Genomic DNA, 26129 nt, shown 5'->3' with positions numbered 1-26129 from the left:
ATGACAACCTTTGCACAACTTGAGAAAGATTTTACGAACAATATAATGGGCTATTCAGCCTTAGGAATTATTCTTTCTACCTGCCTGGGCTCCATCGCAATCATGCAAATACTTTCCTTCGGTCACAGCTTCTGGCATATGGCGTTAGTGATGATCTGTGTAGGTATTTGCACGGCCCATAATGCAGCAATTCTCACGGTCCAGAAACCCAAATTGATCTTCAAGCTATTAGTGGCCAGCACTATCGTTAACACTCTGGTTATTGTAGTGAGTTTGTTCTTATGATTGACAACACTTTATTAATCACCAAATACAATGTTCCCGGACCGCGGTATACTAGCTATCCCACGGTCCCTTATTGGAATACCGAGCGTTTCTCTGCCCAGGGTTGGGAACAATCCTTACAGCAAATAGCCAGCCCCGAAACGGGAATTAGCGTGTACATTCACCTACCTTTTTGTGAAAGCATGTGCACTTTTTGTGGTTGTACCAAACGCATCACCAAAAACCATTTGGTGGAGCTTCCTTACATCAAAGCGGTGTTACGGGAATTTGAAATGTATTGTGAACTGTTAGGGTATGCACCCATCATTCAACAACTTCATTTGGGTGGTGGTACGCCTACCTTTTTTTCCGCGGAAAACCTTGAAGCCTTATTGGCGGGCTTGTTTACGAGAGCGTCTCTTCATCCCGAAGCCGAGTTCAGTTTTGAAGGCCATCCTAATAACACCACGCAAACCCACCTTAACACCTTGTATCGCAATGGCTTCCGAAGGGTTTGTTATGGAGTTCAAGACTATAATGAAACGGTGCAACGTGCGATTCATCGCGTACAGCCGTTCGAAAATGTAGCAGAGGTAACTCAACAAGCTCGTGCTATTGGCTATACTTCTGTGGGACATGATTTGGTATTCGGACTCCCCTTTCAAACCGAAGCGCATGTGGCATATACCATTGAGCAAACCCTGCGCTTGCGGCCCGACCGACTAGCATTTTACAGCTACGCCCATGTTCCCTGGATCAAAGGGAACGGACAACGTGGCTATCAGGAGGCTGATCTCCCCACCGCCGCCGAAAAACGCCGTCAGTACGAACTTGGCAAGGCGATGCTTGAGCAAGCTGGCTATCGTGAAATAGGCATGGATCATTTCGCGCTGCCTTCAGACGACCTTGCGTTGGCGCAGCAAAACGGAAAACTACACCGAAACTTTATGGGCTACACCACCGCAGCAACCAAAATGATGCTGGGGCTAGGCGTTTCCGCCATTGGAGATAGCTGGAGCGGATTCGCTCAGAATGTGAAGACGCTACCTGAATATTATGCGGCGTTGCGCGCCCATGAGCTTCCAGTATTTCGTGGACATTTACTCACCCAAGAAGACCTTATCGTAAGAAAACATATTCTGAATCTCATGTGCCGGTTTGAAACCTCGTGGGATTCCGAAGCCATGCAACTCCCTCAAATGGCGGAGATCCTAACGCAATTATCGGAACTCGAAAGAGACGGTCTTGTAGCCTTGGAAGCCACTAACCTTCGTATCACGGAAGCGGGAAAACCATTTGTTCGAAATGTATGTCTTCCGTTTGATCTTCGATTGCAACGAAGACGTCCGGAAACTCGATTGTTTTCCATGACGGTATAATACTATTCCCCTTTTTAGTTAGTAGTCCTAGAACGCAGCCTCGTCTGCGTTCTTCTTTTGTAAGGAGGTTTGTTTGGAATTCCTTCTTCGGAATTCCATACGGATCATGCTACCTATAGTTCCGAAGAACACTATGAGCAAAAACAGACCGAAGCATGCTGTCAATAAGATCGCCAATGCTTCCATAGCTTACTTGTTTGCGTGAGGTTCATCCTCATTCTCCTTCCCACTGTTCATAAATCCAATGACAATGGCTACAAGAACAATACAGACAAAGGCGAACACTCCAATGATGATGGTACCCATGTCCCAATCTACTAGCGGTAATAAAAGTGATTTCATATGGTTAAGAATTAAATGTTAGTGACAACTATGAGTGGCGCCTACCTGCTCGATAGCCACCGAATCTGGGGGCGATATAAATTTGATACCAAGCCCCATACCACGTAGGACAAATAATAAGCCCACGAGCACGATCACCACGGGAATCACTTTTACGATCTTTTTCCGAAGGCTGCCCTTTAAGAAATTTCCGAGGTACACCGCCGTAGTCATCAACGGAACGGTACCCAATCCAAATAAGACCATATAGAGTGCTCCGTAACTCACCCCACCCATCGCCATCGCTCCAAAAATAGCCATGTATACGAGTCCGCATGGCAACAACCCATTGAGAAAGCCAATAGTAAAGAAGGTGCCTGGATCCCGTTTTTTTAATTCCGTTCCCAGCGTACCTTTGATGGTGCCGACCCATCGGTAGAGCGGTTTCGAGATCGCATAGCGATTCAAGACGCGATGCGGAAGGAGTACCGTAGCGATCATCAACACACCAATAACCACAGAGAGCTGTTGTTGAAAACCGAATAGCTGGAAGCGTTGACCTACCCATCCGAGCAACGCCCCTAGCAAGGCGTAGGTACTAAGTCGTCCTGCGTGGTAACTCATAAGCTGCGCCCAGCGTTTGCTTCTGCTTTGCCGGTCCAGCGGAAGCAAAAAGGCAATCGGCCCACACATGCCCACGCAGTGCAAACTTCCCAGGAGTCCGAATAACAAGCCCGACCAGATCATTTTAGTAGGTTATCGCTTCTTTATACATATAGTGCTGGCCCTCATATTCCCAATCGAGGGTGATGTTCCACCGGCCATCGAGCAAATTCTCTTTCGGAATCACGAGTCGAGGACTGTCCAGATCAAGTGGCCACTCGGTATCGAGATCTTCATTCGACGGGCGGTAAACGTATAGCTTGCCCGAAATCTTAGAAGGCTCTAATTCGGCTGGGAAGACCAATTCCCAACCTTCGGCCACCTTACTACTTTTAATCTTGCCGTTTAGGTTTTTAGTGTTGGTTTCGGCGTCAATTTCCCGCTGATACACCATTTCTTTGGCATAATAATTTTCAGTAACCATATCGTGGTCAAAGGCCTCTTCCGTTGTCATTCGTATCACCAGATACATAATGAAGCTGATGAACAAGGTCATGCCGATGACGATCCCAAATCCCCAATTAATTTTCATGACGATACACCGCATTAACGGATTTTATGGATGATACATTCGTTGTTTTAGCCGGCAGGTGTTGTTGTTTGCCTGCAAGCAATCGCAGCTTACAAGCTTCATTCTTTCCGGGGCTTCCCCCCTGGCAATCTTTACAACATTGCTTCTTCTTGTTAGTTTTCATAGGTTGATATTTTTGGGCGTGCCCGCGCTGTAGCACGGTCGGGCATTTCGTTGCAATTCCTCGCCTTACGGCTGCGGGATTTTCACTGCATTCCCTCACGCAATATTCGTATAGATCGTTTCCCTCATCTCGTTTCTTTATTTATAGCTTCTGGGACCTAAAAAGGCCGTGGTAGTAGTTTCTATCACGGTATCGCCGCTGAGCACTTCAATTTCCACCCGATCTTTGTCGCCCGTTAGTGCACTGGCATTGATCTCGATGAAAAGCGTACCTTCTGCCATGCCTTGTTCAGGAATATCAAAAGAATCATGAGAGACCACTTTAATGATTCCTTTATGCGATTTCAATTGAAAGGTGACATTTTCAATTTCATCAACTGTCTTATTCACAAGTTTGAACGTGTACACATTGCTGATCATATTGTTCTCCTTTCGCTCGTACAACTGTCCGGGCAATCGCAAGACACGCGCTTCTACGTCATTCCGCAAGAACAACATTCCCACAAATACAGCGATCAAGATGCCCAACACCACAGAGTATCCCTTGAGGCGTGGCGTGAATTCAAATTTCTTTTTCTTCTCGATGTTTTCTTCACTGGCATATCGAATCAATCCCTTCGGCAGGTTTACGGCTTCCATCATGGCGTCACAGGCATCGATGCAGGCCGTACAGTTTACACACTCTAGCTGTGTTCCATTTCTGATATCTATTCCGGTAGGACATACTTGCACACATTGAAAACAGTCAATACAATCGCCCTTGCCGGTCGCGGCCCGGTCTTCATTTTTCTTAAAACGCGCTCGTCCTTCTTCTTTCTCGCCTCGTTTGTGATCGTAGGCTACTACAATCGACTTGGTATCGAGCAGTACGCCTTGTAAGCGACCATACGGACAGGCAATAATGCATACCTGCTCTCGAAACCAGGCAAAGACAAAATAGAAGACCCCGGTAAAAATGAGCAAGGAAATAAGGGTGCTCACGTGTTGAAACGGTCCTTCTGTAATGTATCGAATAAGTTGATCGCTTCCTATGAGATAAGCCAAAAACACATTGGCAATGAAAAAGGATATGATAAAAAACACCACCCATTTGGTGACTCGCTTCCGGATTTTTTCTTTGTTCCAGGGCATTTTGTCCAAGCGTATTTGCTTTCCGCGATCGCCTTCAATCCAATATTCTATCCGACGGAAGACCATTTCCATAAATATGGTTTGCGGACATACCCAGCCACAGAACAATCTACCAAAGGCCACCGTGAAAAAGATCACGAAGACCACCCCAATGATCATCATGATCACAAAAAGGTGGAAATCTTGAGGCCAAAAAGGAGCCCCAAAGATATTGAAGCGACGCTCCAACACATTGAACATCAAAAACTGGTTGCCATTGATCTTGACAAAAGGCGCGCTGAACAAAAAGAGCAGTAGTATGTAACTTACATATTTTCGGTACTCGTACCATTTTCCCGATGGTTTTTTCGGGAATACCCAAGCCCGCTTTCCTTCTTCATTGAGCGTGCCGATCGTATCTCTAAAATTGTCCTTTCCCTGTTCTGCCATGATACCGTTATATACCTGTTTCGGAATTCGCATTCATCACTAAGAAGACCGCATCGAATACGCCGGTAATCGAATAGGCTTCTTCGGGGACATCGAAAGAGTCGAACCGTTCCAGACGGTAGCTATGTGTTGCCGTATTCACATCGATTTCCCCTTGTACCACCATAATTTTGGTTTTGGGACTGGGTTGATACTGGTGTAAGGTAGACCCGTGTGCCAATCCCACAGCGATCAATTGCTTTCCTCGATGATCATAGATCTTTTGAACGACAGGAGACTGCTTCTGCGTTAGGTTAAATACGATGTCATTGAGTACCAACATGCTTACTGTATAGAATCGTTAACCACATCGCCGGTAACCGGCTGATCTTCAATTATCATTCGGATTTTGGTACTGTCGATGACTTCTACCTCGATCGCTTCCACGGGAGCTTCAGGATCTAACCAAATATCTCCTTCCGCTTCCTTTGCGTCCTCCGGATTGCTTCCGTGAAGACTGAGTACATAACTCGCTACTTGTGCCATTTCGGAAGGCTTTAGATCGGCTTTCCAGGCGATCATCCCTTTTCCAGGACGCCCGCCTTCAGAAATAGTGTTGAATACATTTTTAATTCCCCCACCCAAAATCCAGTGATCATCCGTCAAGTTCGGGCCAATTCCGCCACCACCACTGGCCTTGTGACAGGCTACGCAATTGCCTTCAAAAATGCTCTTACCCGAATTCAAATCGCTTACTTCGGTAAGCAGTTGTACCGTATTGACATCGACCATATCTTTGGCGGTCTTTTTATACGCTTCAATTTCTACCTTGGCCTGAGCCACGGCGGCTTCGTACTCGTCTACCTGATTATAATCTTTGAACAACTCAAACCGAATCAAATAAATGGCGGCAAAAATGATCGTAGCATAAAACCCGTATACCCACCATGGCGGAAGCTTGTTATCCAATTCACGAATGCCGTCGTAGTTGTGGTCCAGAATGATCTCCCCTTCCTTTTCAATGGGTTTACCGCCTACAAGCTTCTTATAGGTTCGCTTCACCCATCCGAATTGGTTGGCCTTCGCTTTGGCACGTTCTTGATCATAGTGTTCTTTGGCCTCGGCGGATAGCGTGCGGTACAGTACATTTTCAAGCGCCCCAAGACTAATCTCAATGGCCATGTAGATCAGCACAACTACCGCAAGTACCGCCCACAACCAGGGCTGTTCTACAAATATGGAGGTATCGCCGGTGGAACCTATATAATTGACAAATAGGTATCCAAACAGGGTAAACCCGATAACTCTAATAATAGATGCGGTACTTCTCATAATTCAGTTGATTTTTGGTTGGTGCTATTTTTATCTTCTAGCGGAATGCGACTCACTTCTTTGATATGTGCCTTCTTGGCCGTAAACACCCACCAGAATAACCCTACAAAAAAGAGGAAGAAGATGAGCAATGAGATGATCGGGTAAAGTGCCACCCCATCAATGTTTTCCAGATTTCCTTTCACAAATTTCAACATAGCTTAGTCGTTTAAGTTTACTGCCGTCTCTTCTCCTTCAGGCACGTTAATATCGGTTCCTAACCGCTGTAGATAGGCGATAAGGGCGACCACCTCGCGATCACGCATTTCAATAAATTCTTCGCCATTTTCAGCCGCATAGGTCTTATCGGCTTCGTACGTTTTAGCGAAATCGGGATCGGCATATAAGTTCTGCTCGATCTGTGTTCCTTGTTCGCTCATCCATGCTTGTGCGCGCGCTACATCTTCTTCAGAATATGGCACTCCTAAAGAGATCATAGCCTGCATTTTCTTCTCTGTCATGCTTTTATCCAGTTTATTCCGAATGAGCCACTTGTACGAAGGCATGATCGAACCGGAAGAGGTGCTCTGCGGATCGTAGAAGTGATTTAGATGCCAGTTATCGCTGTATTTTTGACCAATACGATGCAAGTCGGGCCCGGTTCGCTTGCTTCCCCACAGGAAGGGATGATCGTACACAAACTCTCCTGCTTTAGAATATTCGCCATAGCGTTCTACCTCGCTTCGGAAGGGCCGTACCATTTGCGAATGGCAGGCGTTACAGCTTTCACGTATATAGATATCGCGCCCTTCCAGCTCCAATGGCGTATACGGTTTCACACTGGAAATTTTTGGGACGTAATCATCCACTAAGAGAGAGGGCATGATCTGTACGATACCACCAATAAGAATCGCGATGGTCGCATACAGCGTTAACTTGACAGGACGTCGTTCTAACCAGGTATGCCATCCTTCTTTCACGGTTCTCTTCTTGGTGACACGTTCTAAAGGAGCCGCTTCGGCTAGCTCATCGGTTACCTTGCTTCCGGAGCGAGCGGTTTTATAGGCGTTGTACACCCCAATGATTGCCCCTACGATATAAAGGCTTCCTCCTATCGCACGCATCCAGTACATGGGGATTATCTCGCTGACGGTTTCCAGAAAGTTTCCATAGACCAAGGTACCATCAGGATTGAATTGTTTCCACATAAAGGCTTGTACAAATCCGGCTACATACATGGGTAGCGCATACATAATGATTCCCAACGTACCGATCCAGAAATGGACGTTCGCTAATTTCGTTGACCACAATTTGGTTTTGAATAACTTCGGAACCAGCCAATACACCATTCCAAAGGTGAGGAAGCCATTCCAAGCCAAAGCGCCTACGTGCACGTGGGCAATGATCCAATCGGTGAAGTGTGCGATGGCGTTCACGTTCTTCAAAGACAGCATGGGACCTTCAAAAGTCGCCATCCCGTATCCGGTAATCGCGACCACCATAAACTTCAACACGGGGTCGGTACGCACCTTATCCCAGGCACCGCGCAAGGTTAGGAGTCCGTTGATCATCCCCCCCCAGGAAGGGGCGATCAGCATCACCGAAAAAGCGACCCCTAAGCTCTGTGCCCAACCCGGTAAGGAAGTGTATAACAAGTGGTGTGGCCCTGCCCAGATATAGATAAAGATGAGCGACCAAAAGTGGATAATCGACAGACGGTACGAATAGACGGGTCTATTTGCCGCCTTCGGAACAAAATAGTACATCAACCCCAGGAACGGTGTGGTAAGGAAAAAGGCAACCGCGTTATGACCGTACCACCATTGTACCAAGGCATCTTGCACTCCAGCATAGGCCGAATAGCTTTTTAGGGCGCTAATAGGCAATTCGATGCTATTGACAATATGAAGCACCGCAACCGTTACGAAGGTGGCGATATAAAACCAAATGGCGACATACAGGTGTCGTTGACGACGCTTTAAGATCGTCCCAATAAGGTTGGCGCCAAAAGCGACCCATACCAGGGCAATGGCGATATCGAAAGGCCATTCCAGTTCTGCGTATTCTTTAGAGGTGGTATATCCTAGCGGAAGTGTGATGGCAGCGCCTAAAATGATCAGCTGCCAGCCCCAAAAATTGAAATTACTGAGCCAATTTTTCCACATACGCGCTTTTAGGAGGCGCTGGGTAGAATAATAGACCCCGGCAAAGATGGCGTTTCCAACAAAAGCGAAGATCACCGCGTTGGTATGAAGCGGACGTAACCGCCCGAAACTCAACCAGGAAATACCATCCGTGAGGTTTGGGAATAAAAACATAAAGGCGAGCAGGAGCCCCACGCTCATCCCAATAATGCCCCAAAATAATGTTGCGATTACAAACTTACGAACGATCTTATTGTCGTAGTAAAAAGTGTCTAATTTCATAATGATCCTTGTTGTTCTTGAGTTGGTATTGATTGCTTGTTTTTGGTGGATACTTCGGTCTTTCCTTTAACGAGTTCATCATCAAACAGCATTCGCACCGAGGGAGTGTATACGTCGTCATACTGCCCTTTTCGCACCGAAAGCACAAAGGCTACGAAAAAGCCGAGAGCAACGATAACACTAATGGTTAAAAGCAGATAAATAATATTCATATGGAAGTTTTAATACGGTGTAAAAGTAGCATGGCCCGATTTCCTAAATGATGACTTTTGTCAGTTCCCACGTATTTTATATCCTTCATCGCACCGAACTTTGACGGGTCCCTTTTGTTTGCAATTGTCTTCCAAGCACGTAAGTGTAGAGGGTAGTGAAAACGACAATGCTTATTGAACTCAGTGGCATTAAAACAGCCGCAATCACCGGTTTCAGATGTCCTATGACGGCAAACCCTAATCCTATTAAGTTGTAGAGCAGAGAAAATAAAAAGGCATATTTGATCACCGCTCTCGCCTTTTCAGAAAGTTGGATAAATCGTGGAAGGTCGTTGAAACGAGCAGCATCTAAAATACCATCGCAGGCTGGCGAAAAAACGTTGATGTTCTCGGAAATTACAATCCCCACATCACTTTGTGCCAGGGCTCCTGCATCATTCAATCCGTCGCCCACCATAAGCACTTTCTTTCCATCCTGCTGCAGACGTTTAATGAATACTAACTTGTCTTCTGGCTTTTGATTGAAAGCAAATCGCGTTTTCTTCGGAAGTAATTTTGATAGATATGCCTTCTCTCCATCATTATCGCCAGATAAGACCACAAGTTCGTTTGAAGGAGATAAGGCGTCAAACACCGCTTGCACCCCTGTACGGTATTCGTGGTAGAATACATAGCACCCTTTGTATTGCTTGTTCGTGCTTATGTGAACACTGGTTCGGTTGGAAGAAAGAGGCGCTTCATGTTGTGGCAAATTTTTTGCGACAAAATCATACCCTCCCACCTTCACTTGATTGTATTCTTTTCGCCCTGTTATTCCTTGCCCTACTTCCTCTGTGAATTCATCCAACGTATAGATGTCGTTGACCTGAAGCATATCGTATAGCGATCTACTTAACGGATGATTGGAAGCTCGCAAGGTAGCCGTAAGCAAACGCTCTTCTTCCGAAGTAAGGGCGATTCCCTCATAGGTGATCACACTTTTTTTAGTAGTGGTAAGGGTTCCGGTTTTGTCGAAAACCACCGTATCTACCTCGGCCAATTGCTCAATAACCGCGCTGTTTTTCGCATATAATTTGTGACGCCCGAAAATTCTGAGCATGTTTCCTAAAGTGAAAGGCGCAGCCAGTGCAATCGCACAGGGACAGGCGACGATAAGAACCGCCGTAAAAACATTGAGCGCCAAGGAGGGTTCGTAATATAGCCAAAAGGTGGTGGCGATAATGGCAATAGCCAAAAGACTTATCGTAAAGTGTTTGCTCACCGTATTGGTAATGCCCTTGTAAAAAGTGGTGTGCCGTTTCGAAAATACGTCATTCGCCCATAACTGAGTTAGATAACTTTGGGCCACGGAAGCAATTACCTCTACCTCTATGATACCCGCCTGTTGTCGCCCTCCTGCATACAAGGTATCTCCCGACTGCTTTGTGACGGGTTCGGCTTCCCCGGTCACAAAACTATAGTCAATCAAGGCGTTCCCGTTGATTAAGATCCCGTCGACGGGTATCAATTCTTCATTCCGAATTAAAATACGGTCGCCCGGAGCTAATTCGTTTATCTGCGCTTGTTCTTCTTTGATGGAAGTATTGCCTTCCGAAGTTAGCTTTCGCAACCGCGTCACCGCTATGGGAAAATACGATTTGTAATCGCGCTCAAAAGAGAGGAAGGAATAGGTTTTTTGCTGAAAAAATTTTCCGAGTAGTAAAAAGAATACCAAGCCCGATAGGCTATCGAAAAAGCCGGTTCCCCAATCCATCGCAATCTCTAGCGTAGAACGCGCAAAGAGCACGATAATTCCTAATGCGATAGGAATGTCAATATTGAGCATTTTAGCGCGCAAGCTCTTGAAGGCTGAAATTAAATAATCCTGTCCCGAATACAGGACCACCGGCAACGAAAACCCGAACATCAACCAACGAAACAAATGTTTGAAACGGTCTAACCAGAAGTCGTGAACTTCAAAATATTCGGGAAACGACAAAAACATGATATTCCCAAAGGCAAAACCTGCTACCCCTAGTTTGTAGATCAAACTTCGGTCGATACGGGCGTCTTCCTTAGTGGCGTCCTCTAGAGAAATGTAGGGTTCGTAGCCTATTTTACTTAATAAGACAACGACGTCAAGCAGCTTCAGTTCGTTGGCAGCATAGGTGATTCGCGCGGTTTTCTTCGGAAAGTTTACTTGTACGCTTTGTACGGCGGGTTCTATTTTATGCAAGTTTTCCAAGACCCAGATACAGGAGCTACAATGAATCGATGGTATGGTAAACGTGACTACTTGAACGTTGTTTTCATTGAAATCCAGTAGCTTCTCGACAATGGAATCGTTTTCCAGAAAATCAAATTTTCCGTCAAATCGGGAGGGAGAAATTCCAGGTCTTGTTTCGAGATTATAATAATGCGAAAGGTCGTTGTCATTTAGTATATCGTAAACGGTTTTGCATCCGTGACAACAAAAATGCTTGTCTTGCGCAACAATCGCTGTCTCCTTACAAGGATCCCCACAGTGAAAACATAATTCCATATCCTTTACAATGCTTAGGACGATACACGCCCTTATCTGATGGATACAAAGGTGACAAAGTAAGGGGGCGAAAAAGATGACTTTTGTCAGCCGTATCCTCTTTTTTAGGAATTTATTGACACCCTTTTGACGTGGTAATCCGTACCTTTCTAAAAATATGTTATGAAACTTTCTGCCCTCACCTTATTAGGCGTTACCACCTTACTGCTTATTACCACCCTTTGCTTTGCTACGTTAGGAGGTTCCTATTCCTGGGTATTTGTACTCACCTGCGCGGGCCAGGCAATCCTCGTCTACACGGTATATCGAATCCTTCGGGATGACTATCAAACCGACAAGACCTTTGACGATTTCTACGAAGATCGTCCCGACCTTGGGCGATAAGGAATACACCTCCCTCTTTCAAAATCATTAGAAATCTGTTAGCTTTGTTACGCAATGGATAAAAAAGCACAATCGCGCTGCGAGAATTGTATCATAAGACAAATGAACAGTTTTAAGGCCTTGAAGAAAGAGGAGTTAAAACGCATGTCGGATAGCAAAGAAACCAGAAGTATCAAAAAAGGCGAATCTATTTTCGAAGAAGGCGAACGCCTCAATGGGGTGTTTTGCGTTCGGAACGGTATTTCTAAACTTTCTAAAATGAGCGATAACGGGCGCGATCAAATCGTGAAGATCGCTTCCAAGGGTGAGGTGCTGGGACAACGCTCGGTCATTGCTTCGGAAACTACCAACTTGAGCGCCACAGCGCTGGAAAATATGGAAGTGTGTTTTATTCCGAAGACACATATCGAGGAGAGTTTACAAAACAATCCGCTTTTTACCAATGCCGTGCTCAAGATGATGGCGCAGGAACTGAAATTTGCCGATGATGTCATTGTAAATATGGCGCATAAAAGTGTCCGCCAACGTCTTGCCGAAGTTTTATTATACCTCGATAGCCATTTCGGCGAAGACGAAGACGGATACCTATACCTTCAGTTATCCCGAGCCGACATTGCAGACGTGGTAGGGACGGCAACCGAATTACTCATACGTACTCTTACCAAGTTTAAGAAAGAAGGACTGGTAAGTACTTCCGGAAAGCGTATCAAACTGGAAGACAAGAAGTCGCTTTACAATCTTTCAGAAGGACTTTAACCCTCATAATTTCATGGTAAGTACCGGTTTATGCGAGTGGTTTGCCACATCTTCGGAAATACTCCCGCGGAGCAAATGAGACAAGCCTCTTCGACCATGGGTAGGCACTACTATTACATCTGAATCGATAAGGTCGCTATAGGCTAGCACGCCTTGTTCTACGGTCTTATCGGAAACAATAGAGACTTGTGAAACCGCTTCCGATGGATTTTCATATCCGGCTTCTTCAAAGAAATCATAGAGCAATTTGTCAATTTCAGAACTCGTTTTGAAGTTCCTACCGGGAATATTGACATAAACCGTTTTCATGGTAGCTTGAAACAAGTCGAAAAATTGCTTTGCTTCTATGTAGACGCTAACCGCTTCCGAAGAAAAATCGCTTGCAAACACCCCTAAATCAATATCAAAATCAGCTACAAATTGTTTGATCACCAACACGGGGATTTCAGACGTTCTGATCACTTTTTCGGTATTCGATCCCAGAAATAGCTCTTCGATACCACTGGCACCGTGTGAGCTCATAACGATCAAGTCGGTTTCAAGTTCCGCGGCCAGCGTATTTATTTCTGAAAAATTCCGGTATTTTTTTACCATAGACTTCACCTGAATATCTTTTAGATATACCTGATCTAATAGTTCAGAAAAGCGTTTTTCGGCCAATTTAACGTAGAACACAGAAGCTTCGGTGGGTAGATCGGTATTCGACGTTAGGAGTCCGCTTTCCAATCCAATCATGTGTACCACCATGATCTGGGCGTTCTTTTTCTTGGCAATGCTCGCGGCGGCTCTCAAGGCATTTTCAGAATGCGGTGAAAAATCAGTAGGAACTAAAATTGTCTTCATAGCGTTGTGATTAAAAGTTATAACGAAGGTAGTGCCTGGCACGTAAGAAAAAGATGATTTTTGTCAGCTACCCCATCCTGCCCATTTGGGTAGCTGTTTTTAATAAGTACCAAAAAAAAAGAGGCTCGATACGAAACCGAGCCCCTCTTTCCATATTCCAGGTACTTAATTTATAATAAGGTGGTGGGACACACATAGTCTGATTTGGGCAGGTTGGTTTCCTTTAAGGCTTCAAAACCAGCGCGCACATCGATCACCTCATCCCAACCGCGCTGCTTTAAGATGGAAGCAGCGATCATACTGCGATAACCACCGGCGCAGTGCAGATAGAACGTCTTGTCCTTCGGAATTTCAGCCAAATGTTTGTTGATTTCATTCAACGGAATGTTCACGGCATTGATAATATGTTCCGAATCGTATTCGCTTTTCTTTCGAACGTCAATGATCAAAGAATTTTCGTCATAGGCTGAAGCGACCTCTGCGGCATCCACCCGATCTATAGTGTTGAACGGTCTGTTGTCTGCCTTCCAACTAGGAAAACTTCCGTCCAAATACCCAATGGTATGATCGTACCCAACACGAGAAAGACGTGTTACCGCTTCGTCTTCGGTTCCCGGCTCGGTAACCAGTAAGATCTGTTGTGTAACATCAGGGATCATTTCACCCACCCATTGTGCAAAATTGCCCTCCAGGCCAATATTGATACTATTGGGAATAAATCCTTTGGCAAAGGTTTCGGCATCGCGCGTATCTAATACTAACGCCCCAGTTTCATTGGCCACAGTTTCAAAAACGGTGGGTGACATCGGAGTGAAGGCGCGCGCTTTGACCTCGTCTAAGCTATCGTATCCCTTAATATTCATCAACACATTTTGAGGGAAATATCCGGGAGGCTTGGTAAGCCCTGTGAGCAATTCTTCAATGAATTCTTCTTTGGTCATATCGGGTCGCAAGGCGTAGTTGAGCTTTTTCTGGTTTCCCAGGGTATCGGTGGTTTCTTTGCTCATCATTTTACCACAGGCCGAACCCGCCCCGTGATTGGGGTAGACAATGAGATCGTCGCTTAACGGCATGATCTTATTGCGAAGAGAATCGTAGAGATGCCCGGCGAGCTTTTCTTCGGTCAGATCGGCAACCACGTGTTGGGCCAGGTCGGGCCGTCCCACATCTCCAATAAACAAGGTGTCCCCGGTAATGATCCCGTGCTCTTTCCCATTTTCGTCAACTAACAAATAGGTGGTACTTTCCATGGTATGACCAGGGGTGTGAATAACCTTTACTTGATAATTTCCAACGGAAAAAATCTGACCGTCCCTGGCGGTAATCGCCTCGTATTCTGGCGCCGCTCCCGGTCCAAAAACAATTGCTGCGCCCGCTTTCTTCTGAAGATCGAGATGGCCACTCACAAAATCGGCGTGGAAATGTGTTTCAAAAACATATTTAATGGTGGCTTGATCTTGTTTGGCACGTTCCAAATAGGGTGCTACTTCTCGTAAGGGGTCAAAAATAGCAGCTTCGCCATTGTTCTCGATATAATAAGCGGCGTGTGCCAGGCATCCGGTATATATTTGTTCTACTTTCATGATGTGAATTTTTTAGGCCTCTGAAACATACTCAAGGATCTCGCTTCCGAAGCATTGTGAATAGCGTAAAGATACACATGCTATCTTTCCAAAACAGTAACCATAGTTACACAGCACACCGTGGAAGGATTTCCGAAGAAAAGGTTGTATTAATCCATATCTTATCGCACTTTTGGAACACTATTCGTGTAATGTGCCCTTCAATAATTCGACCAAGGGCGGGCACTTTTAAATTAAAAATAACACCCATGGAGCGGTACGTGAATGGCTTTTTGGAAGCGTTTTTGAACACGCTGGATTGGACCTGGAACTCAATACTCTTCAATGTTCCCTGGTATACCAATTACTTTTGGGGATTGATTGTGATCTCCCTCGTCATTTGGGGTTTGGAAATTATTTTCCCCTGGCGAAAGGAGCAAGCGATATTCCGCCAAGATTTTTGGCTGGACGCCTTCTACATGTTTTTTAATTTCTTCCTCTTTGCGATTGCTATCAGTGGTATTTACAAACTCTTGCAGTTGGGATTTGAGGATTTGGGAATCCAAGAGGACACGTTAGCCCTTTTTGATCCTTCGGAATGGCCTATGTGGTTGCAATTGTTGGTCTTCTTTGTCGTGTTAGACTTTGTTCAATGGTTTACACATGTGTTGCTTCATAAATATTCATTTTTGTGGAAGTATCATAAAGTGCATCACAGCGTGAAAGAAATGGGTTTCGCGGCACATTTGCGGTACCACTGGATGGAAAACATTCTCTACAAGCCCTTGAAAACGTTCGGGGTAATGATTTTGTTTGGCTTTGAGCCCGCGCAAGCGTTTATCGTCCACTTTTTGGCCATTACCATCGGACATTTTAATCATGCGAACATCAAAATTACCTGGGGGCCGCTCAAATACATTTTTAATAACCCTGTCATGCACCTGTATCATCACGCGTATGAGCTGCCGAAAGGCACCTATGGCGTCAATTTCGGGATTAGTTTAAGCCTGTGGGACTATCTCTTCAAGACCCATTATATTCCGGAAGATAGCGGGACGATCGAATTAGGGTTTCCCGGAGATGACGCCTTTCCCAAAGATTTTGTTCGTCAAAACACCTATGGGTTTAAGAAAGGACAGAAGTAAGAAGTTGTCGTCTTCAGCATGCCTCGATGGTTCTTCTATTTTCCAGTATCGCAGCTAGATTTACCCCTAAACGAATGTAAAAAGCCACCAAGACCCATACCTTACCGTCCAACCTTTACCCAACTTGTTATGAGAAAGCATCCTAGAAATCAGGTTTGAAGTGAAACCTGTATAGACTTTTCCAGCCGTTTCAGAATCCAATATATATACTACATATTCTTCCATAAAAAAACTCCTCATTTCTGAGGAGTTTTCCTTCGTAGCGGGGACTGGACTCGAACCAGTGACCTTCGGGTTATGAGCCCGACGAGCTACCTACTGCTCTACCCCGCGATGTGGAAGGCAAAGATACAATCATTTTTAATTCTGACAAGTCAAATACCAGCGAAATTTAACAGTTTCTCACAAACTTTTTTGGAGTAGTCATGGATTGTTTATTTTTAATTATATGTCAAAAACACGCAAACGCCTGCTTCTCACAGCGGGAATCTTACTTCTGATCTTTTTACTTGGCTATGGCATCGGAACGGTTGTGATCCGTGCTAAAATTGATGCCGCCATTTCAGAAGCACTTCCTAACGAATATGCATTAGAATATCAAAAAAGTGAGTTTAATCTGTGGACTGCAACGTATGCACTTCAACAACCCACCTTGCGCATAAACGATAGTGCCGCTCAGCCCGTTTTAAAGGTTTCTCTAGAAAAGGTGCGACTTCAGGGTATTGACTATTGGGGGTACCTCGTTAAGGATGCCATTCGCATCAAAAACCTCCGATTGGACCAACCACAACTTCAATATTATTCGGCCCGCTCATTCCCTACCTCAGATTCTGGAAAAAAGAAGTCAACTAAAACCTTTCAGATTAAGAACGTTCAACTGAACAATGCCACTATTGAGGTGTTGCAGGAAGCCGATAGCCTCAAAATGTACCTCGCCAATGTTTCCGCAGCGATTAATAACATAGCTCCCATTCAAAAGAAGATTCCCTCGTACGACGAAGTTTCATTTTCTTCCGATTCGTTGTTTGTGCAACTCAATGCTTTTGACCAACTTACCCTGAACAATATTCAGTTAGAAGACGCGCAATTGCGTTTGGACGAATTTCGGATCACTACGCAAGGTTCGGAAGCTGACTTGTCCAAGGCCTCTCCAAAAGAAAAAGACCATTACGATATTGTGATTCCGAAATTGACCTTCAACGGATTTAAGGCACGACATCAAGCGACTTCCTGGGGTGTGTATGCCCGGTCTTTGCGATTGTCGCAACCGGACATCAAAATCTATCGTGATAAACGTTTGCCCGACGATACCAGCTTTAAGCCCATGTTCGGCCAACTTCTTCGGGAGCTGTCGTTTCCGCTAGGAATAGATTCGGTTGATGTGGAAAATTTGAAATTAATATATCGTGAGAAAATAACGACCTCCGAACCTCCGGGAGAAGTTACGTTCTCTAACTTTCAAGCAGCTATCGCCAATGTAGGCAACACCTACCCAGACAGTACGCAAACCCGCATAGACGTCACCACCCATATTTTTAAAAATACCTCAATCGACGCCCTTTGGACGTTTCGCGTACAAGATACCTTAGACCGATTTACCTTTGAATGTGAAGCCGGAGCGTTCCAGTCGCAAGTGATGAACAGCTTTACCATTCCTTCCTCCCGTATGGCCTTAGAGGGACGTATCAATAAGACCTACTTTACCATTACTGGCGACGATGACCAAGGCCACATCAACCTGAAAACCAATTTTAAGAACTTTAGGATTCGCATGTTAGAAGAGGAAGGCCGAGACACCAAAGAAATTACCAATTTATTGGCGAATGCGGTGGTCAATAAAGAATCGAGCGATGAAGAAGACAATTTTAAGGAAGGGAAGGCAACCACCGCGCGCGTTAAGAACAAATCTGCTTTTAATTATATCTGGATCAATATCATGGCCGGGCTTCGGAAGGCTATCTTAGATCACAACGACGATGACGACTAGGCTAATCTATGGGAGCTTCGGCAATCCAAGACATGGCTTTTAAGCGCTGTTCGGTAGGAAAGGATCGTACTTCGCCTTCCATGATGAAGTCGTCAATCTTTCCGCAGAGATGAATCCAATTGCGATTGGTCACCAGGGCGATCTTATGAAAACTCTTGGCGTGATTGAATTTGAACAATACATTATCGAATACCGCCTGTAAAGAGAAGCCATCAATGTAAGCGTCTTCCAGATAGAGGTTGATCTTCGGAAAGGTTTCCAGCTTGTTGACGATGAGACGTTGTAACTTGTCTCCTTGTTCGGAAGTAAATTTACCTTCGATCAAAAAGCCAACGGTATTGTCCGAAAAACTGAAACTGGAGATCATAAGTCGCTCTTTATCAATACAAGGTACAAAATTATTGCTCGATACTATGCGCTTCAAACGATTCAATAGCACCTCCCTGACAATGCACATGAATTTGAATAGGATTGCAACACACCTCACAATCTTCAATATAGGTTTGCTGCGATACAGAAACATCAACCAACATGGATATGGGTTCCCAGCAATGGGGACATTGAAAAAAGTGTTCTATCATTTTAACTACAGTAATTCATTGTCCCGGAGTTCCTGCTCCAGGTTTTCTTTTACGAACCGATAGCCGGCCCGTTTGGCGTAAAAGAAATTGGCCAGCCCAGAAAGCACCGAACTATTCACCATATATTTCACTAAATAGCCGATTCGGTTTTTTATTTTTTTCTTGTAGCGTTTCTCGAACTCCCTGAACGACACTTTAGGGTAGGCAAATAAATTGATTTTGGCATCTTCTCCAAAAGCAGCTACATCCAGTTGCTCGTCGAAATTACACTTTACCCGAAGGTCCGGAATAAACGGAAAGTACTTTTTCCCGTTAGGGTCTCGTGGAGGCAACGCAAATTCGAAACGCTTTATAGCCTCCTCCGGCAGGGTAACACTTAGACGCTTTTCGGTATTTTCTTGAGCCACGGCAAAGTGATACCGTAAGAAATTCTGGCAGTTTTTGCGACCCAGCTGAAAGTCGTGTTTTCGGAAGTCACTATTAATAAACCCGGCAAATCCCGCAATGGGCGCACTTGCCAGGTCACTTTTAGGACGTACCCATGCCCCGTTTTTCTCTACTTTTCGGATGGGTTCAATTAAGAACTTGGTACGGTCGTTCGTATCGAGGGCATCAATAATACCATCTTGGTTGAACATCACTTGATTCCGAAGCGCCTTAAACAAGCCTGATAAGGTTGCAAAGATACCTTTGCCTGTGTACGCCACATCCCGATCCTTATTGGGAAAGGGATCCACCATGATGACCGCATACTTTTCATTTTTGCAATGCTCGGGATTCTTTTCCTTCAATATTCGCAGCCCAATTCCATAAGGCTCATTATTAATAACACCACCATCTACCGAAGTGAAGCTATAGGTATCACCATCGGGAAGTAAGGCGGTTATTCCGGCACTCTCGTTGAAGAGGTACTTTGGGTAGCGCTGAATGTACTCGGAAGCTACCTTCATCTCCCGCGATTCTAGTCCCACCGGAAAAGCGGCCGTGCTCAGGGTCGCATTTTTCAGATAATTGATATGTTTTTCATCTTGAAGGTCTAACACGTAATAAAGCTCTTCTTTTGATTCAGGAATTCCCACCTTGAATTTTTCATTAGTGAGCTTGTAGCGGAAAAATCCACCGTGATTGGTAATGATCGTTCCTTTGGAACCGGAGCGGTCTAATTGATCAAAATTTACTTGAAAATTGAGACCGCGTAAGTTGGTTGTCGTAAGAATAACATCCAGACTATCGGAAGCAAATTTGGGCAACACTCTAGGTTCTTTCACCTGTAAGGCATTATCGGCTATTTCTTCGATTGGAAGGGTGTTGAGCAGTGAATGAACCGCTTTGTACTGTTTTAGGTCATCTACTTTTAACAATTTATCGAGGGTATCGCTCTGTTCATCATCGGCCATATGCACCCAACTTTGATAAAACACATTGTTTTCTCCCAGTTCGTTTCTACTGCCGAAACTGCGGTATTTTTTATCCGCCAGTGCCAGGAGCATCAGCGTACATGAAATTCCTCCGGCAGAAGAGCCGCTCAGAACGTCTATTTCTACCTGATGCATCGGAATACTGTGGTCGTAGTTTGGGTCACTGGGGCCCAATTTTCGGTTTTTCTCCTTAGCCGCTTCCCAGAGGGCTAGGGTATCTAATAGATAGTCCAGAACGCCCGCTGTATAGGCGCCTGCCGAAACAGCTCCAGCCATGGTAATGCATAATTTAACGGTATTCTTATCCTCCATAATGTCACGTAACGATTGATACAGTTGAAAAGTAACCAAAGTTTCCATGATTACAGAAGGCTTTCCCACCAAATTGAAAGGGGATTTTTCCTAAGGCAAGCGCTTAAAAATCAACGTTCAGCAGTTGTCCGGTAAGTTGCAGTAATTCTAATTCTGCCAATTTCGCTTCGTATTTTGCCAAATTCTTATTGGTCTTCGCATTGAGCAAGTTGATTTGTGCCTGTCTTAGTTCTACGGAAGTGATTTGCCCTAGTTTGTAGCGTTCTTGCGAGCGGTCATAATTATTTTGCGCCGTCGTAACATTTTGTTCTTGCAGTCGAAATACCTCTAAGAGGTTCTCATAATTTCCTTGAGCATTGGCAATATCTCTATTCACCTCGAGCGTGATCTGCTGCAACAACAACTCCTGAGAATCTTGCTGAATACGAAGATTCTTCACATTGGTAATACCACTTCCGCCATCAAACAAATTCCACGTCAAACTGACCCCCGCAGAATACCCAGTGGTGGTGCTGCTCGTGGCAAAGCTGGTTACCGGAAAATTACCTTGATTCCAACCGTAAGACCCGCTTAAACCAATGGTTGGTAAGAATATTGATCTACTGGCCTTATAATCATAATTGGTAATAGAAATATTCTTTTGCGCCTGAAGTAAACGAACATTGTTCGTGTCGGCAGTTCGAACGAAATTTTCAAGTTGCAATTCTCCGATAAAGGACACCGTGGTATCCACTTCAAAATTACGATCCAGATCGCTATTTAACACCACCGTAAGATCGCGCTTGGTATTGCGCAACTGTTGACGAGCGTTCATTAAGTTAATGCTATCGGTAACCAGGTCGACTTCGGCATTAAGCACCTCCAATTTATTTACCTGTCCGTATTCAAAACTGTACTCCGCACGCGTTAATCGATCGCGTGTATTGTTATAGGTTTGCTTTAACACGGCCACATTTTCGGTAATTCTGGCGACCTCATAATACACCGAAAAGAGCTGCAATGTAGTGGTTTCTATGGTCTGCCGTACTTGTAATTCTGTGAGGTTATATTCCTCTTTTAAGCGCTTGTAGGTGTACCACCTTCCCAATCCATCAAATAACGTATAGTTCAGGTTCAAAGACGCGTTGTAACGCTCGGTTTCCGCACCCTCGACATTATTTTCCGACCCGTCTCGAAGTACCACCTCCTGGTCTTCCACATTGTAATTGGCTCCGGCATTTCCAGTGAGTCGAGGTAGGTATCCTGAATTGAGAATACCTTGATTATTATCTGCTATTTCAAGGTCGTTACCCGCTATTTCTATTCCAAAGTTATTGGAAAGGGTCTCTTCAATCGCTTCCTCTTTAGAAAGCACCGGGCCCACTTGCCCTATGCTATAACTCGAGAAGAGAATTCCTACAATAAGTAAGGCATGCTTAAGCTGCTTCATGCTGTTCTTTCTGTTCTTTGATGGCGCGTTCTACTTCTTCTTTATCAATTTTGTTCCCCGTAAGCAACCATTTACTACCTGTTTTTACGCTGTTGGTAAAGCTCAATAACAAGGGTAGGATGATGAGGGTGAGAATGGTCGCAATTCCAATTCCGTAGGCAATAGAGATGGCCATCGGCTTTAAGAATTGGGCCTGTCTGCTCTTTTCCAGGAGCAAGGGTGCAATCCCTGCAATCGTCGTCAAGGAGGTTAAAAAGATCGCTCTGAAACGTGTTCTTCCGGCTTCATACAAGGCTTCATCAAATTTCATCCCTTCCTTGAGGTAGGTGTTGAATTTTCCGATAAGTACGAGTCCGTCGTTCACCATAATTCCAACCAAAGCGATAATTCCTAAGGCTGAAAGGATATTGATAGGGAAATCATGAATCCAGTGACCCCAGGCCACCGCGATAAAGCTAAACGGTATCATGAGTATCAATAAGAGCGGCTGACTATAGCTTCGGAAAGTAAACGCAATCACCACATAGATCAAAAAGATGACTATAGGCACTACGGTGTTTGCCGAACGTTGTAATTTCAACGCCTCCCTATTCTGTCCTTCATACAAGGCCGTTACCGTTGGGTACTTTGAAAGTATTTCGGGCATGACCAAGTTTTCAATTTCCGCCAGTACCTCGGTGGGGCTATCTTTTGGGTTCTTCATGTCCGCATTTACCTGTATCTCTCGTAGCCCGTTTAAGTGACTTATACTTTCATCACCTCTCGCGATATTGTAATCGGCAATCTCGGCAAAGGGCACACGCTGTCCTGTAGGCGTAACAATCCGCATGTCATCCAGGTCAGTAATCGATTCTCTGTTAATTCGGTCGAAACGCACCCATACCCGAATTTCGTCCTGGCCTCGTTGAAATCGTTGCGCTTGTAACCCAAAGAATCCAGCGCGCACCTGACTCATCACTTCGCGTAAATTAAGTCCTAACGCATAGGCGTTTTCTTTGAGTCGGATGTTAATTTCTTTAATTCCTTCCGGGTCGGTATCGGTAACATCGGCCAACATAGAATTGTTCTCCAAATTCAATCGCAACTCATTTTTGGCCGCTTTGAGTTCTTCCGTATTGTTTCCTAAGAGCGAGACAGACACCGGACTCCCGCCAAAGTTTCCACCACTACCAAACGTAAGTCGCTCTACCCCGTACACCTCTCCTACTTCTTCCCGAATGGAGGCGGTTATTTCAGGAGAACCAAAATCGCGCTCTTCTCCCGGCAGCAGATTTACCTGTAAGCTCGCTTTATTGTTTCCGGGCCCTACACGTTTGATAATATTTTCAACCACCTGCTTGTTGTCAGTTTGACGTGCGGTATAATCTTCATTCACCCGCCAGGCCGCCGATTCTACATAAGTAATGATGGAGTCAGTGATCGCTGGGTTAGTACCTTCCGGCATCAACAGGTCGATACTCACCCGGTCGCTGGCTATACTTGGGAAAAACGCGGAACGAATAATACCACCTTGCATAGCGCCAATGGTTAAGATCATAAAGGCAAGCATAATCGCAAAGGTGATGAACCGTTGCTTCAGGGCAAAGCGTAACATCGGACTGTAAATATTATCTCGACAATAGCGCATAAAGCGATCGCCGTATTCATTGAACACTCTAAGTTTCATAAAAAACTTATCGATGCCCTTTTTGTTCTTTTTATCCACTTCATCTTCGTGCACCAATGCCTTCGAGTGGGCAATATGGGCGGGGAGAATGATCAAGGCTTCCACGAGTGAAACGATGAGGGTAAGCATTACAATTACAGAGACTTCACTAAAAAAGTCACCAATACGCCCATCGAGAAACAAAAAGGTAGAAAAGGCCAATACCGTGGTGATAATAGCCGACAGAATGGGCGGCATCACTTCCATGGTACCGTCGATGGCCGCTTGAATACGTGGTTTTCCACGTTCGTAATGTTGGTAAATATTTTCTGAAATAACAATTCCGTCGTCCACCAGAATCCCGATCACGATAATCATTCCGAAGAGCGATAGCACATTGATGGTCACACCAAATTGCGCGGCAAAGATGAACATCCCCAAGAAAGCAATAGGCAATCCAAAGGCCACCCAAAAAGCCAGTCGGGTATTAAGAAAAAACGATAAGAAAATAAGCACGAGTAAAATACCAACCGCACCATTCTCTAATAGGAGCTGCGTACGTTGTTGGAGTCGGATAGACGAATCTGAAACCACATCGATTTGTACCCCATCGTATTTTTGATTGAATTCTACGATGTATTCGTTTACCTGTTCTGCGGTGGAAATAAGGTCTTCGTTATTGGTATTGGTAATTTCAATATTGACCGCGACGTTTCCATTGAAATAGGAGGCATTGGGAGTTTCCGAAAAACGATCGCGAACGGTTGCCACATCCTGTAATCGAACGACCGTTCCATCATTCTGAGCACGTACCACCAGGTTGTTTAATTCGTCTCCATAGTACGAACGGTTATTGGCCCGAATCAGATAATCTTCGGCTTCGGTTTTAATGTTTCCACCGGTCGATAAAATATTCGCCTGACTCACGGCGGAAGCCACCTCAGCAAACGTTAGATTATACGCCAGCAGATCGTTTTCCCGAACCGCGATCTCAATCTCCTCTTCGGGATATCCCGAAACCGAAATTTGTGAAATGCCCTCCATCGCGCGTAGATCATTCTCAACCTGTCTGCCAATTTGCTTTAACGCACTGAGTTCGATATTATCTCCGCTGATCGCAAAATCGATGGTTTGCCGTATGCGTTCTTGCTTTGCGACCACCAGCGGTTCCATCCCGGTGGGAAAGTTTGGAACGCGATCTACGGCATTCTTAACTTCTGCCAGCATTGCGTCGATGTCTTCGTCACTATCAATCTCAACAGTGATACTTCCCCCATTTTCCCGGGAAGTAGAAGTTACGCGCTCTATTCCTTTGAGACCTTTTAGGTTGTCTTCAATTTTTAAAACCACACCCTCCTCGATCTCTTGCGGCGCTGCTCCTGGATACGCAATGCTTATGTTTATAATCTCCGGGTCTTGTAAGGGAAAGAAGGAGGATTGCAGCTGAAAAATACCCAATACTCCAAAGATGATGAAGGCGATGATCAAGACATTGACCGCCACTTCATACTTTATAAAATAACTAATTACCTTTCTCATCTCACTGCACCACTTGATTCGAAGAAGCGTCTCCCGGCAGTGACTCTTCATTCACTTTAACGCGCATTCCGGCGTAGGCCCCGGGAATAGGTTTCGCCAATATCTTTGTACCGTCAGGCACTCCTTTTACCACCACTGTTTTGGGTGAAAAGTACACGGGATCAATCGTTATGGTATTTAACACGCTATCTCGCACGATAAAAATTTCGTCTTCGTCAACCAATAGTTTTCTGGAAATCTCGATGGCATTGGGTTCGTCTTTCGCTTCCAATTGCGCTTCCAGATACATGCCTTCTTTCAGGTTTTCACCTTTCACTTCAACAAACACCTGAATGGTTTGTGTGGCTTGATCTACTCGTGCATTGATACGGCTCACCGTACCGGTATAGGTATTGTTTCCTTCCAGGGTCGCCAAAGTGACTTTTTCATTCAATCCCAAAAGATCGCTATAGGTTTTTCCGATAGACAACTCCAATTCATACACCGAGGTGTCAATGAACTCACCTAGTTTTTGTCCTTGTCGAATTAACGTTCCTTGCGTCACCAACGCTTCAGTGACTGTTCCCGTAAAGGGGGCTCTAATACTGTATTTCCCGAGGCGTTGCTCTAAGTTTTTAATATTGTAATAGGAAGCCAATACGCCGCGACCGGTGATGAAGTAATTCACTTTCTCATCATCAATACTCGGTAATTCGGGCACCGATTCATTCAAATTGAATTCATCTAAATATTGTTGCCACTTCGGAAAGGCTTGCGGATAATCCAGGCGTAAATCAGGCATTAGGGAAGTCACTAAATTGTAGAAGTCACTTTTCGCCGATTGCACGGAAGCGTAATATTCTGCCGCATTGATGCGCAACAAGGTTTCGCCTCTGCGATAGGTTTGCCCGGCTTTAAAATCGTGTGCGCTATTCTGAAAAACCCCTTGAACTTCGGCGTATAATTCCAGTCGGTTTTTCGCCACTAGATTTCCGTTCGCAGGAATCGTAATAGGTACCACACCGTTTTGAACTTCCTCAGCAAAAACGGTCTTGATTACTTTATCAACTTTTGGCTTTGTTTTCGTATTACTTTCGATGATAAAATAAGCCGCTACGATAGAAATACCGATGATAAGAACACCCAGTAGAGTGAGGATTAATTTACGCATGCCAAGGCTTTGAGAGTTAGTTTTTCAAAAATAGTGCGCCTTGGAGCG

Annotated in this window: 27 protein-coding genes and 1 tRNA gene; 6 read left to right on the top strand and 22 right to left on the bottom strand. The window is 44.9% G+C overall.

Annotated elements, in window-relative coordinates; translation table 11 throughout:
• On the top strand, window positions 1-285 hold the full coding sequence (locus tag PO830_RS04390; protein ID WP_272852314.1) for a hypothetical protein: 285 nt from the start codon (window positions 1-3) through the stop codon (window positions 283-285).
• Complete coding sequence (gene hemN, locus PO830_RS04385) at window positions 282-1643, top strand: oxygen-independent coproporphyrinogen III oxidase (RefSeq protein ID WP_272852313.1); 1362 nt, start codon at window positions 282-284, stop codon at window positions 1641-1643. Before PO830_RS04390 ends, hemN begins: the two co-directional genes overlap by 4 nt.
• Before the next feature lie 27 nt (window positions 1644-1670).
• Here the strand turns inward: hemN and PO830_RS04380 are convergent, their stop codons facing one another.
• The 12 genes from PO830_RS04380 to PO830_RS04325 all read right to left on the bottom strand — a co-directional run bounded on the left by PO830_RS04380 (window position 1671) and on the right by PO830_RS04325 (window position 11330).
• Window positions 1671-1829, bottom strand: a complete 159-nt coding sequence (locus PO830_RS04380) for a hypothetical protein (protein ID WP_272852312.1) — start codon at window positions 1827-1829, stop codon at window positions 1671-1673.
• Between the two features lie 3 nt (window positions 1830-1832).
• Window positions 1833-1985 (bottom strand): hypothetical protein, encoded by a 153-nt coding sequence (locus PO830_RS04375; RefSeq protein ID WP_272852311.1) that lies wholly within the window; start codon window positions 1983-1985, stop codon window positions 1833-1835.
• 18 nt (window positions 1986-2003) lie between these two features.
• Complete coding sequence (locus PO830_RS04370) at window positions 2004-2711, bottom strand: sulfite exporter TauE/SafE family protein (protein ID WP_272852310.1); 708 nt, start codon at window positions 2709-2711, stop codon at window positions 2004-2006.
• Window position 2712: 1 nt separating this feature from the next.
• Window positions 2713-3159: a FixH family protein gene (locus PO830_RS04365; RefSeq protein ID WP_272852309.1), complete on the bottom strand. Its 447-nt coding sequence runs from the start codon at window positions 3157-3159 to the stop codon at window positions 2713-2715.
• Window positions 3149-3322 (bottom strand): hypothetical protein, encoded by a 174-nt coding sequence (locus tag PO830_RS04360; protein ID WP_272852308.1) that lies wholly within the window; start codon window positions 3320-3322, stop codon window positions 3149-3151. The genes PO830_RS04365 and PO830_RS04360 overlap by 11 nt, the downstream gene beginning before the upstream one ends.
• A 137-nt stretch (window positions 3323-3459) precedes the next feature.
• Window positions 3460-4881, bottom strand: a complete 1422-nt coding sequence (ccoG, locus tag PO830_RS04355) for a cytochrome c oxidase accessory protein CcoG (protein ID WP_272852307.1) — start codon at window positions 4879-4881, stop codon at window positions 3460-3462.
• A 7-nt stretch (window positions 4882-4888) separates the two neighbouring features.
• A complete protein-coding gene (locus tag PO830_RS04350; protein ID WP_272852306.1) occupies window positions 4889-5203 on the bottom strand; it encodes a hypothetical protein in 315 nt (104 codons plus the stop codon).
• Window positions 5204-5205: 2 nt separating this feature from the next.
• Window positions 5206-6192 (bottom strand): cbb3-type cytochrome c oxidase N-terminal domain-containing protein, encoded by a 987-nt coding sequence (locus PO830_RS04345; RefSeq protein WP_272852305.1) that lies wholly within the window; start codon window positions 6190-6192, stop codon window positions 5206-5208.
• A complete protein-coding gene (locus PO830_RS04340; protein ID WP_272852304.1) occupies window positions 6189-6389 on the bottom strand; it encodes a cbb3-type cytochrome c oxidase subunit 3 in 201 nt (66 codons plus the stop codon). The genes PO830_RS04345 and PO830_RS04340 overlap by 4 nt, the downstream gene beginning before the upstream one ends.
• Before the next feature lie 3 nt (window positions 6390-6392).
• Entirely contained in the window at window positions 6393-8597 is a 2205-nt protein-coding gene (gene ccoN, locus PO830_RS04335) for a cytochrome-c oxidase, cbb3-type subunit I (RefSeq protein ID WP_272852303.1), read from the bottom strand.
• A complete protein-coding gene (ccoS, locus tag PO830_RS04330; protein ID WP_272852302.1) occupies window positions 8594-8809 on the bottom strand; it encodes a cbb3-type cytochrome oxidase assembly protein CcoS in 216 nt (71 codons plus the stop codon). The genes ccoN and ccoS overlap by 4 nt, the downstream gene beginning before the upstream one ends.
• An 85-nt stretch (window positions 8810-8894) precedes the next feature.
• Complete coding sequence (locus tag PO830_RS04325) at window positions 8895-11330, bottom strand: heavy metal translocating P-type ATPase (protein ID WP_272852301.1); 2436 nt, start codon at window positions 11328-11330, stop codon at window positions 8895-8897.
• Between the two features lie 162 nt (window positions 11331-11492).
• On the opposite strand from PO830_RS04325, the gene PO830_RS04320 reads away from it, so the two are divergent.
• Window positions 11493-11714 (top strand): hypothetical protein, encoded by a 222-nt coding sequence (locus PO830_RS04320; RefSeq protein ID WP_272852300.1) that lies wholly within the window; start codon window positions 11493-11495, stop codon window positions 11712-11714.
• Between the two features lie 102 nt (window positions 11715-11816).
• A complete protein-coding gene (locus PO830_RS04315) occupies window positions 11817-12470 on the top strand; it encodes a Crp/Fnr family transcriptional regulator (RefSeq protein WP_272852299.1) in 654 nt (217 codons plus the stop codon).
• Between the two features lie 3 nt (window positions 12471-12473).
• On the opposite strand, the gene PO830_RS04310 is transcribed toward PO830_RS04315, so the two are convergent.
• Both PO830_RS04310 and PO830_RS04305 read right to left on the bottom strand, forming a co-directional pair.
• On the bottom strand, window positions 12474-13313 hold the full coding sequence (locus PO830_RS04310) for a universal stress protein (protein ID WP_272852298.1): 840 nt from the start codon (window positions 13311-13313) through the stop codon (window positions 12474-12476).
• A 170-nt stretch (window positions 13314-13483) separates the two neighbouring features.
• Entirely contained in the window at window positions 13484-14896 is a 1413-nt protein-coding gene (locus PO830_RS04305) for an MBL fold metallo-hydrolase (RefSeq protein WP_272852297.1), read from the bottom strand.
• A gap of 248 nt (window positions 14897-15144) precedes the next feature.
• Here PO830_RS04305 and PO830_RS04300 point away from each other — a divergent pair, with 248 nt between their 5' ends.
• Window positions 15145-16020: a sterol desaturase family protein gene (locus tag PO830_RS04300; RefSeq protein WP_272852296.1), complete on the top strand. Its 876-nt coding sequence runs from the start codon at window positions 15145-15147 to the stop codon at window positions 16018-16020.
• 66 nt (window positions 16021-16086) lie between these two features.
• On the opposite strand, the gene PO830_RS04295 is transcribed toward PO830_RS04300, so the two are convergent.
• Together PO830_RS04295 and PO830_RS04290 are read right to left on the bottom strand one after the other, a co-directional pair.
• Complete coding sequence (locus tag PO830_RS04295) at window positions 16087-16245, bottom strand: GIY-YIG nuclease family protein (protein ID WP_272852500.1); 159 nt, start codon at window positions 16243-16245, stop codon at window positions 16087-16089.
• Between the two features lie 35 nt (window positions 16246-16280).
• A tRNA-Met gene (locus PO830_RS04290) sits at window positions 16281-16353 on the bottom strand.
• Between the two features lie 115 nt (window positions 16354-16468).
• Here PO830_RS04290 and PO830_RS04285 point away from each other — a divergent pair.
• Window positions 16469-18007 carry a hypothetical protein gene (locus tag PO830_RS04285; protein ID WP_272852295.1) on the top strand — a complete coding sequence of 513 codons (1539 nt, stop codon included), beginning with the start codon at window positions 16469-16471 and terminating at the stop codon, window positions 18005-18007.
• A gap of 1 nt (window position 18008) precedes the next feature.
• Here PO830_RS04285 and PO830_RS04280 read toward each other — a convergent pair whose 3' ends face one another.
• The 6 genes from PO830_RS04280 to PO830_RS04255 are packed head-to-tail and all read right to left on the bottom strand — an operon-like array spanning window position 18009 to window position 26081.
• Window positions 18009-18374: an STAS/SEC14 domain-containing protein gene (locus PO830_RS04280; protein ID WP_272852294.1), complete on the bottom strand. Its 366-nt coding sequence runs from the start codon at window positions 18372-18374 to the stop codon at window positions 18009-18011.
• Window positions 18375-18405: 31 nt separating this feature from the next.
• Window positions 18406-18588: a CPXCG motif-containing cysteine-rich protein gene (locus tag PO830_RS04275; protein ID WP_272852293.1), complete on the bottom strand. Its 183-nt coding sequence runs from the start codon at window positions 18586-18588 to the stop codon at window positions 18406-18408.
• A gap of 5 nt (window positions 18589-18593) precedes the next feature.
• Window positions 18594-20366 (bottom strand): patatin-like phospholipase family protein, encoded by a 1773-nt coding sequence (locus PO830_RS04270; protein WP_272852292.1) that lies wholly within the window; start codon window positions 20364-20366, stop codon window positions 18594-18596.
• 55 nt (window positions 20367-20421) lie between these two features.
• Window positions 20422-21747: a TolC family protein gene (locus PO830_RS04265; protein WP_272852291.1), complete on the bottom strand. Its 1326-nt coding sequence runs from the start codon at window positions 21745-21747 to the stop codon at window positions 20422-20424.
• Window positions 21734-24931, bottom strand: coding sequence for an efflux RND transporter permease subunit (locus tag PO830_RS04260; protein ID WP_272852290.1), 3198 nt, complete (start codon window positions 24929-24931; stop codon window positions 21734-21736). The genes PO830_RS04265 and PO830_RS04260 overlap by 14 nt, the downstream gene beginning before the upstream one ends.
• A gap of 1 nt (window position 24932) precedes the next feature.
• Entirely contained in the window at window positions 24933-26081 is a 1149-nt protein-coding gene (locus PO830_RS04255) for an efflux RND transporter periplasmic adaptor subunit (RefSeq protein WP_272852289.1), read from the bottom strand.
• Window positions 26082-26129: the final 48 nt, after the last annotated feature.

This window comes from Altibacter sp. HG106, from assembly GCF_028561755.1.
Taxonomy (GTDB): Bacteria; Bacteroidota; Bacteroidia; order Flavobacteriales; family Flavobacteriaceae; genus DFVG01.
The sequence above is the reverse complement of the archived record's forward strand: the minus strand, read 5'-3'. Positions and strand labels throughout refer to the sequence as shown.

Coding starts and splice junctions, on each gene's coding strand:
- PO830_RS04315 (WP_272852299.1), top strand. CDS start 11,817: ATGAACAGTTTTAAGGCCTTGAAGAAAGAGGAGTTAAAACGCATGTCG.
- PO830_RS04375 (WP_272852311.1), bottom strand. CDS start 1,985: ATGAAATCACTTTTATTACCGCTAGTAGATTGGGACATGGGTACCATC.
- PO830_RS04285 (WP_272852295.1), top strand. CDS start 16,469: ATGTCAAAAACACGCAAACGCCTGCTTCTCACAGCGGGAATCTTACTT.
- PO830_RS04350 (WP_272852306.1), bottom strand. CDS start 5,203: ATGTTGGTACTCAATGACATCGTATTTAACCTAACGCAGAAGCAGTCT.
- PO830_RS04380 (WP_272852312.1), bottom strand. CDS start 1,829: ATGGAAGCATTGGCGATCTTATTGACAGCATGCTTCGGTCTGTTTTTG.
- ccoG (WP_272852307.1), bottom strand. CDS start 4,881: ATGGCAGAACAGGGAAAGGACAATTTTAGAGATACGATCGGCACGCTC.
- ccoN (WP_272852303.1), bottom strand. CDS start 8,597: ATGAAATTAGACACTTTTTACTACGACAATAAGATCGTTCGTAAGTTT.
- PO830_RS04325 (WP_272852301.1), bottom strand. CDS start 11,330: ATGGAATTATGTTTTCACTGTGGGGATCCTTGTAAGGAGACAGCGATT.
- PO830_RS04365 (WP_272852309.1), bottom strand. CDS start 3,159: ATGAAAATTAATTGGGGATTTGGGATCGTCATCGGCATGACCTTGTTC.
- PO830_RS04295 (WP_272852500.1), bottom strand. CDS start 16,245: ATGGAAGAATATGTAGTATATATATTGGATTCTGAAACGGCTGGAAAA.
- hemN (WP_272852313.1), top strand. CDS start 282: ATGATTGACAACACTTTATTAATCACCAAATACAATGTTCCCGGACCG.
- PO830_RS04340 (WP_272852304.1), bottom strand. CDS start 6,389: ATGTTGAAATTTGTGAAAGGAAATCTGGAAAACATTGATGGGGTGGCA.
- PO830_RS04310 (WP_272852298.1), bottom strand. CDS start 13,313: ATGAAGACAATTTTAGTTCCTACTGATTTTTCACCGCATTCTGAAAAT.
- PO830_RS04260 (WP_272852290.1), bottom strand. CDS start 24,931: ATGAGAAAGGTAATTAGTTATTTTATAAAGTATGAAGTGGCGGTCAAT.
- PO830_RS04305 (WP_272852297.1), bottom strand. CDS start 14,896: ATGAAAGTAGAACAAATATATACCGGATGCCTGGCACACGCCGCTTAT.
- ccoS (WP_272852302.1), bottom strand. CDS start 8,809: ATGAATATTATTTATCTGCTTTTAACCATTAGTGTTATCGTTGCTCTC.
- PO830_RS04390 (WP_272852314.1), top strand. CDS start 1: ATGACAACCTTTGCACAACTTGAGAAAGATTTTACGAACAATATAATG.
- PO830_RS04370 (WP_272852310.1), bottom strand. CDS start 2,711: ATGATCTGGTCGGGCTTGTTATTCGGACTCCTGGGAAGTTTGCACTGC.
- PO830_RS04300 (WP_272852296.1), top strand. CDS start 15,145: ATGGAGCGGTACGTGAATGGCTTTTTGGAAGCGTTTTTGAACACGCTG.
- PO830_RS04280 (WP_272852294.1), bottom strand. CDS start 18,374: ATGATCTCCAGTTTCAGTTTTTCGGACAATACCGTTGGCTTTTTGATC.
- PO830_RS04345 (WP_272852305.1), bottom strand. CDS start 6,192: ATGAGAAGTACCGCATCTATTATTAGAGTTATCGGGTTTACCCTGTTT.
- PO830_RS04275 (WP_272852293.1), bottom strand. CDS start 18,588: ATGATAGAACACTTTTTTCAATGTCCCCATTGCTGGGAACCCATATCC.
- PO830_RS04255 (WP_272852289.1), bottom strand. CDS start 26,081: ATGCGTAAATTAATCCTCACTCTACTGGGTGTTCTTATCATCGGTATT.
- PO830_RS04360 (WP_272852308.1), bottom strand. CDS start 3,322: ATGAAAACTAACAAGAAGAAGCAATGTTGTAAAGATTGCCAGGGGGGA.
- PO830_RS04270 (WP_272852292.1), bottom strand. CDS start 20,366: ATGGAAACTTTGGTTACTTTTCAACTGTATCAATCGTTACGTGACATT.
- PO830_RS04320 (WP_272852300.1), top strand. CDS start 11,493: ATGAAACTTTCTGCCCTCACCTTATTAGGCGTTACCACCTTACTGCTT.
- PO830_RS04265 (WP_272852291.1), bottom strand. CDS start 21,747: ATGAAGCAGCTTAAGCATGCCTTACTTATTGTAGGAATTCTCTTCTCG.